The organism is Nonomuraea sp. NPDC050691, from assembly GCF_040654455.1.
Lineage (GTDB): Bacteria > Actinomycetota > Actinomycetes > Streptosporangiales > Streptosporangiaceae > Nonomuraea.
Genome location: NZ_JBFAIA010000025.1, coordinates 58179 through 64776 on the forward strand (window position 1 = coordinate 58179; position 6598 = coordinate 64776).

Annotated in this window: 6 protein-coding genes and 2 rRNA genes; 4 read left to right on the forward strand and 4 right to left on the reverse strand. The window is 68.4% G+C overall.

Annotation, left to right across the window (positions count from 1 at the left end; genetic code table 11):
• Window positions 1-11 precede the first annotated feature (11 nt).
• Entirely contained in the window at window positions 12-788 is a 777-nt protein-coding gene (gene pstB / locus AB0H81_RS13715) for a phosphate ABC transporter ATP-binding protein PstB (protein WP_358373626.1), read from the forward strand.
• The gene (locus AB0H81_RS13720) at window positions 788-1504 is read left to right on the forward strand and encodes a response regulator transcription factor (protein ID WP_358373629.1); all 717 of its coding nucleotides are present in this window, start codon (window positions 788-790) and stop codon (window positions 1502-1504) included. Before pstB ends, AB0H81_RS13720 begins: the two co-directional genes overlap by 1 nt.
• 76 nt (window positions 1505-1580) lie before the next feature.
• Here AB0H81_RS13720 and AB0H81_RS13725 read toward each other — a convergent pair whose 3' ends face one another.
• Both AB0H81_RS13725 and AB0H81_RS13730 read right to left on the reverse strand, forming a co-directional pair.
• Window positions 1581-2591: a serine hydrolase gene (locus tag AB0H81_RS13725; RefSeq protein WP_358373631.1), complete on the reverse strand. Its 1011-nt coding sequence runs from the start codon at window positions 2589-2591 to the stop codon at window positions 1581-1583.
• 485 nt (window positions 2592-3076) lie between these two features.
• Window positions 3077-3979, reverse strand: coding sequence for a phenylalanine 4-monooxygenase (locus AB0H81_RS13730; RefSeq protein ID WP_358373634.1), 903 nt, complete (start codon window positions 3977-3979; stop codon window positions 3077-3079).
• 127 nt (window positions 3980-4106) lie between these two features.
• On the opposite strand from AB0H81_RS13730, the gene AB0H81_RS13735 reads away from it, so the two are divergent.
• Both AB0H81_RS13735 and AB0H81_RS13740 read left to right on the forward strand, forming a co-directional pair.
• Window positions 4107-4568 (forward strand): Lrp/AsnC family transcriptional regulator, encoded by a 462-nt coding sequence (locus tag AB0H81_RS13735; RefSeq protein WP_358373636.1) that lies wholly within the window; start codon window positions 4107-4109, stop codon window positions 4566-4568.
• A gap of 387 nt (window positions 4569-4955) precedes the next feature.
• Complete coding sequence (locus AB0H81_RS13740) at window positions 4956-5423, forward strand: NUDIX domain-containing protein (RefSeq protein WP_358373639.1); 468 nt, start codon at window positions 4956-4958, stop codon at window positions 5421-5423.
• A gap of 835 nt (window positions 5424-6258) precedes the next feature.
• Here AB0H81_RS13740 and rrf read toward each other — a convergent pair.
• Window positions 6259-6375: ribosomal RNA gene (rrf, locus tag AB0H81_RS13745) — 5S ribosomal RNA — on the reverse strand.
• Between the two features lie 133 nt (window positions 6376-6508).
• Window positions 6509-6598 (reverse strand): 23S ribosomal RNA (locus AB0H81_RS13750); the annotation flags it as partial.

Genomic DNA, 6598 nt, shown 5'->3' on the forward strand with positions numbered 1-6598 from the left:
TAATCAGCGCAATGTCCAAGCAGATCCAGGTGTCCGGCCTCGACGCCTACTACGGCTCGCACAAGGCCATCGAGGACGTGTCGATGACGATCGAGCCGCGTTCGATCACGGCCTTCATCGGCCCGTCCGGGTGCGGCAAGTCGACGTTCCTGCGCACCCTCAACCGCATGCACGAAGTCATCCCCGGCGCGCGCGTGGAGGGCAAGGTCCTGCTCGACGGCGAGGACCTCTACAGCTCGACGGTCGAGCCCGTGTCGGTGCGCCGGTCGATCGGCATGGTCTTCCAGCGTCCGAACCCGTTCCCCACGATGTCCATCTACGAGAACGTGGCCGCCGGGCTGCGGCTCAACGGCCGCGTCTCGAAGTCGGAGTCCGACGGCATCGTCGAGGAGTCGCTCAAGGGCGCCAACCTCTGGAACGAGGTCAAGGACCGGCTCGGCAAGCCCGGCGCGGGCCTGTCGGGCGGTCAGCAGCAGCGGCTGTGCATCGCCCGGGCCATCGCGGTCAAGCCGCAGGTGCTGCTCATGGACGAGCCGTGCTCGGCGCTCGACCCGATCTCCACGCTCGCCATCGAGGACCTCATGGTCAAGCTCAAGGACGAGTACACGATCGTCATCGTCACCCACAACATGCAGCAGGCGGCCCGGGTCAGCGACCGGACGGCCTTCTTCAACCTCGACGGTCAGGGCAAGCCGGGCAAGGTGGTGGAAATGGACGAAACCTCCCGGATGTTCACCAACCCCTCGCAGAAGGCGACCGAGGACTACATCACCGGGCGCTTCGGCTGATGACCCACCAGCAGGCGGCACCCACGGTGAACGGGGACACGCGGACCAGGCCCGTACTGCTCATCGCCGACCCCGACGAGGAGATCGTCGAAGACCTGGCCGACGCCCTCGAACGCGAGGGCGTGGCCGTCACCAACGCGCCCGACGGCGCCCAGGGCCTCCTGCAGGCCGGCGCGCTCCAGCCCGACGTGGTGCTGGCGGCGGCCACCCTGCCGGTCATCGGCGCCGTCGACTTCGTCCGCGCGGTCCGGCTCGCCCGGGCCGTGCCCGTGCTGCTCGGGGTCGGCGAGGGCAACGCCGACCAGGCCGTCCAGGCACTCGCAGCCGGGGCGGCCGCCTGCGTCGCCCGGCCGTACCGGGTGCCGGAGCTGCTGCCGTTCATCCACGCGGCCTCCCCCGAGCAGCGCGACGTGCTCGCCGCCGGCTCCGTCGAGCTGGACGTGCGGGCCTACCAGGTACGCGTGGACGGACGGGTCGTCCACCTGCCCCTCCGGGAGTTCGAACTGCTGCTGTACCTGATGCGCAACGCCGACCGGACGGTGACGCGGGAGCAGATCATGCGGCACGTGTGGCACGCGGGGGCCGGCACGTCCACGAATACGATCGCCGTCCACGTCAAGCGGCTGCGCGCACGGCTCGGTGACGAGGACGACCAGCTCATCCAGACGGTACGCGGGGTGGGCTACCGGCTCGTCACCCCCGGCTCGACGCCCTGAGGCGGCGGAACGCGGGGTGGCTCCCCGAGGTCGCGGGCCGGTCTCACCGGCCCGGCTCACCTGTGCGGCGCTGCGATCATGAACGACGGCACGTACGGAACGCCTTCATGACGCGCTTGGCCACGCCCTCCACCGTCGCGATGCCGTACCCCACCTCGGCGGCCCCCTCACTGAGCACCGCGACCGCGTAGTCGTGGCCCGCCGCCCCCTTGCCGCGCCCACGGATCAGCCCCACCGTGACGACGGCCCAGCGCTTGGTGGACACGCGCTTCAGCCAGCCGTTCTTCAGCGCCACACGGTCGCGTCCGCAGGCGGCGGCGCTGATCCCCCAGTCCTGACCGGCGACCACCCGGCCCATCAGCCGCAGCACCTGCTCCCGGTCCTTCTCCGGTAGCGGGCTACGGTCCGACACCAGGGCCCGTACGAGTCGCACCTGGTCCTCGGCCGAGGTGGGCGTGATGCCCCAGCAGTACAGGTCCACGCACCTGCCCGGCACGCCCGAGGTGTGGCGCAGCCCGAATGCCCGGCCCGCCCTGGTGAACCCGTCCGGACCACCGATACGCGACCAGAGCCGGTCGGCGGCGTGGTTGTCGCTGTAGCGGATCATCAGGTCGGCGTCGCGGCGCACCGCCGTGGGCAGCTTGCGCCAGGGGGTGCGGAGGAGGAGCGCCATGAGAATCTGCACCTTGGCGGAGCTGGCGGTGATCAGGCGCTCGTCGCGGTGGTAGCGGTAGAGGCGGCCGTCGGTGAGGTCGCGCACCATGGCGGTGACGGGTCCGGAGCGACCGGCGAGGTAGCGGTCGAGTTGCTTGGTCAGGGTCTTGGCGGGGACCGGGGCGGCCTTCTTGTTGGCCTCTTTGACGACTTTGGCGCCCATCGCGTTCTCGGCGTCTTTGGCGTCTTCGGCGTCGGCGGCCTTGTTGAGGGTGAGCTCGATGAAGGAGTTCGTACCTGGCCCCGGCTGGGGGCTCTTGAGGGCGACGATCGCGGGGACCGGCGAGGTGAGGGCGGGCGGCGCGAGGGCGGCCGGCGGCGCCACCAGAAGGGTGACCAGCGCGGCCCGGCGCAACGCCCTGCCGACGATCATTGTCAGATTATCCCGACAAACCGCGACATGCCGCTAGCCAAACCCGACAACAGCCGCCCACAGGGGGGCCGTTACCTGAAGCGACCACGGCCACCGCAGCCACCCGCACGCTGAGGCGACAACACCACCTGCAGCTGGCCGTTACCTGGAGCGCCCGCAGGAGGCGTCTCCCGAAACGACGGACGGCTCAACCACCTCCGCCCTTCCGAGGCGCCCCGCCGAGGCCCGCCACAGAGGCACCTTCACAAGCGCGCCACAGAGGCGCCTGCACAGGCGCGACGCCAGAGGCGCCCTGCACAGGCGCGGCACAGAGGCGCGACACAGAGGCGCGACACAGAGGCGCGACACAGAGGCGCCTGGAGAGGGCGTCCTGGAGGGAGCGTCCTGCAGAGGACACCCTGCAGGACGCGCCTACAGCCGGAGGTAGCGAGCGGTAGCCGGACGTAGCGGGAGGCACCGGTGTCGGGAGCGGGAGGCAGCGGGTGTCAGCGAGAGCCTTGAACCCGCCCGCTGGCCAGCAGCTCGGCGATCGAGTCGTCGTCGCAGGTCTCCCAGAACCCGCCCACGACATCCTCAAGGTGCTGCAGCGAGTCGGCCCGGAACAGCACATCCTGATATTTCGTGATGTCGTACTGGGTGGTGCCCATGACGTTAAGGTCCAGCGGCCGGATGTCCATGCCGCGGAACTCCTCGATCTCCCCGTACGAGGACAGGATGCCCGCCCCGTACGCCTTGAGCTCCGCCCCCTCGCTCATGACGCCGAACTCGAGCGTGAACCAGAACACCTTCGACACGAACTCCAGCGCCTCGTCGCTCTCCACGCGCCGTGCCGCGGCGCCGGCGAGCCGGTAGAGGGCCGCGTACCGCTCGTGGGCCAGCGCGTTGGCGTGGCCGATGACCTCATGGATGATGTCCGGCTCCGGCGTGTAGAACGGCACGGAATGGTGGCGGATGTACTGAGTGGAGTAGAAGTACTCGTCCGCCAGCACGCCGTAGAAGTCGCGCAACGGGACGAGTCCGGCGGCCGGCAGGTAGCGGAACCCGGTCAGCGGCGACAGCAGGTGGCTGACCTCCTCCAGCTGGGGGATCCGGTCGTCGGGCAGTCCGAGCCGTTCCACCCCTTCGAGGTACTCGGCGGTGGCGTACTTGGCGTGCTTGACCGCGAGCTCCCTGGTGACCAGGGCCCAGATGCCGTGCTCCTGCTCGGTGTACTCGGCGGCGGGGATCGGCATGCCCTTGCGGTGGTTCACGGCCAGCTGCGCGATGGCGTTGCGCCTGGCCCGGTATACAGGGTCCGCGAACCCGGGGTGGGAGGACGCGAGTTCGACCACGACCGAACCGTCATCCTGCTCCGCGACCGGGGCGAAATACTGCGCTTCCTCGAACATGCTCCAGATGACAGCAAGTCCACGGAATCCTGGCAAGAGCGCCGCATTCGACTGGTCGATACGCTAAGTTCCGCACGACCAATACACCATCTTCTGGTCGAATCGCACAGCCATCAAGGAGGCCGTTGTGGACGAGCTGGATGCCAGGCTCCTGGTGACCATGCGGGCCCATCCCCGTATCGGCCTCACCGAGACCGCCCGCCTTCTGGGGGTGGCCCGCGGCACGGTGCAGGCACGGGTGGAGAAGCTGATGGCGCGGGGCGTCATCGAGGACTTCGGCCCCACGGTCTCGCCCGCACTGGCCGGTTACCCGATTCTGGCGTTCGTCTGGCTGCAGATCGCGCAGGGGCGGCTGACGGAGGCCGTCCAGGCGTTGCGCGCCGTGCCGCAGATCCTGGAGGTGCTCGGGACGAGCGGGCAACACGACCTGCTCTGCCGGGTGGTGGCCAAGAGCACCGAACACCTGCAGGAGATCATCGCCGCCATCCTCGCCTCACCAGCGGTGCAGCGGACGGACAGCACGATCGCGCTCTCCACGCAGATCCCGTACCGGATCGAGCCGCTCCTCCAGGACGCCGCCGAGCACTGACACCGCCGGACGTGTTCGGGGCGTACGAGGAGGCGTGTGAGGACATGAGGACGGCCATCGCACGATCCTTCGAGTGCATGACCTGGACTGAAGGGGAACCCCGCGATGGCCGCCGCACACCAGTGTGCCGCCCGCGCCGCAGGCGTAGCGGCCGTTTTCCGTAACTCGCCGAGATTTCTCGACAGCGAAGCGTCACGCGCCCCACATCCTCGACATGGAGGCACCCGCGCACGGAGGCCCGGTACCTTGCCGTGGCCGGAAACCGGTGCCGGGTTGGCGACACGCTGCTCCAGGTGCCCTGCGGGTGAAGCTCATTCGTCTGCGCGGTGCCCTCTCAGGGCGCAGCACCAGCGGCAGGGGAGGTCCCTCACAGGTACCCTCGGGCCAATGATCAAGAACCGTCCCACGGCGCGTGTCATCCTCGCCGACCCCGCCGACCGCGTGCTGATGTTCCGCTTCGTCCCGCCCGACCCCTGGCCCCGCGAGCCCGCATGGCATCTCCCTGGCGGCGGGATCGAACCAGGCGAGTCGGCGGTGCAGGCGGCTTCCCGGGAGATTCGCGAAGAGACCGGCTTGATCCTCCAGCCCCGAGACCTGGGCGAGCCGGTGGCCGTCAACGCGGGACAGTGGTCCGTCCACGCGAGCCACTACTACACCGTGCACACGTACTTCTTCGCCCGAGTCTCAACGGTGGAGATCTCCGGAGCTGGAGATGACGGGCTTGGGCACCGATGGTGGACCGCGACCGACCTCGACGCGACCACAGAGCGGATCTTTCCACCCGGGCTGGCCGCATTGCTGAAGGACCTGCTCCAAGGAGTACGGCACGAGCGGCCTGTCACCCTCGACTGGTGAAGCCACGCAGCACGTCGCCAACCAGCGAAAGGCTTCCGTTTCCCGGGCGCCCCCGGCAGGCAGCAGCATCGTTCACGGCAAATACTGCCGACGGATCTCAGCCGCATGACACTGACCTTGCCCCGAGCTTCTTCACATCCTTGGCCCGGACTTCTTCTGCCATCGGCCGGCCTTGTTCTTGGGCGCGCCCTGCATGGGCCGGAGGTGCCCCCACTCTGGCCTGAGAGGCCGGCACCCAAGCCCCGGCTGCTCTAGCCCAGAGGCTGGCCCTCACTGCGCTCTGGCCTGAGCCGGGGGTCGCTGTGCCTGCGCCCTGTCCCGGGGCTGAGCTGACGACTGCTGACGGCTTGGACCTGGGCCAACTCCCTCACATGGGCCTGCTCGCTCGACCCGGAGAAGTCCCGAACCGCAGAAGTCCCGGAACAGGGCGCCAAGCCTGAGGAAGCAGCGACGCCCGCGTTCCAGGCCCGCTGCGCGCGGGACATGATGCGGCCTGCGGAGGCGCAAGCACGCGTCTCAGACGCCGGCCTGAGAGCGCCTGTCTCCCAAGCGTCTGCCGCAAAGGTCACTCAGGAGATGTGCTCATCCCGCGAACGTGCATCACACAACGTGCGTCGCAGTACGTGCGCCGCAAGGCAGTTCACAATTCGAAACGCCCGACGGGAAATGCGGGCCGACACATAACGTGCGCCACAGGGCAGTCGACGACCCGACGATTCCTCTCCTGAAACCGTCTACGCCGCCGCGTGCGCGAACTGATCCCGGACATGCGAGAAGGGGCCCACGCGAGCCCCGGTATAAAACCGGGCTCGCATGAACCCCTTCTCCAAAGATTGTCCGGCGGTGACCTACTCTCCCACACCCTCCCGAGTGCAGTACCATCGGCGCTGGGAAGCTTAACTTCCGGGTTCGGAATGTAACCGGGTGTTTCCTTCCCGCCATAACCGCCGTAACCCTCTGAAACACACAAGCACCGCTTGCTGTCTCAGAATTGCCTAGTGGACGCGAGCAAGATCTTCAGTGCGGCGCAGCTCTGGACCCGGCGAAGAGTAACAGAGCGCAGCACACACCAAAGCATAAGCTTTGTGGTCAAGTCCTCGGCCTATTAGTACCGGTCAGCTCCACACGTTACCGTGCTTCCACCTCCGGCCTATCAACCCGGTCGTCTACCGGGA

Coding starts and splice junctions, on each gene's coding strand:
- AB0H81_RS13740 (WP_358373639.1), top strand. CDS start 4,956: ATGATCAAGAACCGTCCCACGGCGCGTGTCATCCTCGCCGACCCCGCC.
- AB0H81_RS13720 (WP_358373629.1), top strand. CDS start 788: ATGACCCACCAGCAGGCGGCACCCACGGTGAACGGGGACACGCGGACC.
- pstB (WP_358373626.1), top strand. CDS start 12: ATGTCCAAGCAGATCCAGGTGTCCGGCCTCGACGCCTACTACGGCTCG.
- AB0H81_RS13725 (WP_358373631.1), bottom strand. CDS start 2,591: ATGATCGTCGGCAGGGCGTTGCGCCGGGCCGCGCTGGTCACCCTTCTG.
- AB0H81_RS13730 (WP_358373634.1), bottom strand. CDS start 3,979: ATGTTCGAGGAAGCGCAGTATTTCGCCCCGGTCGCGGAGCAGGATGAC.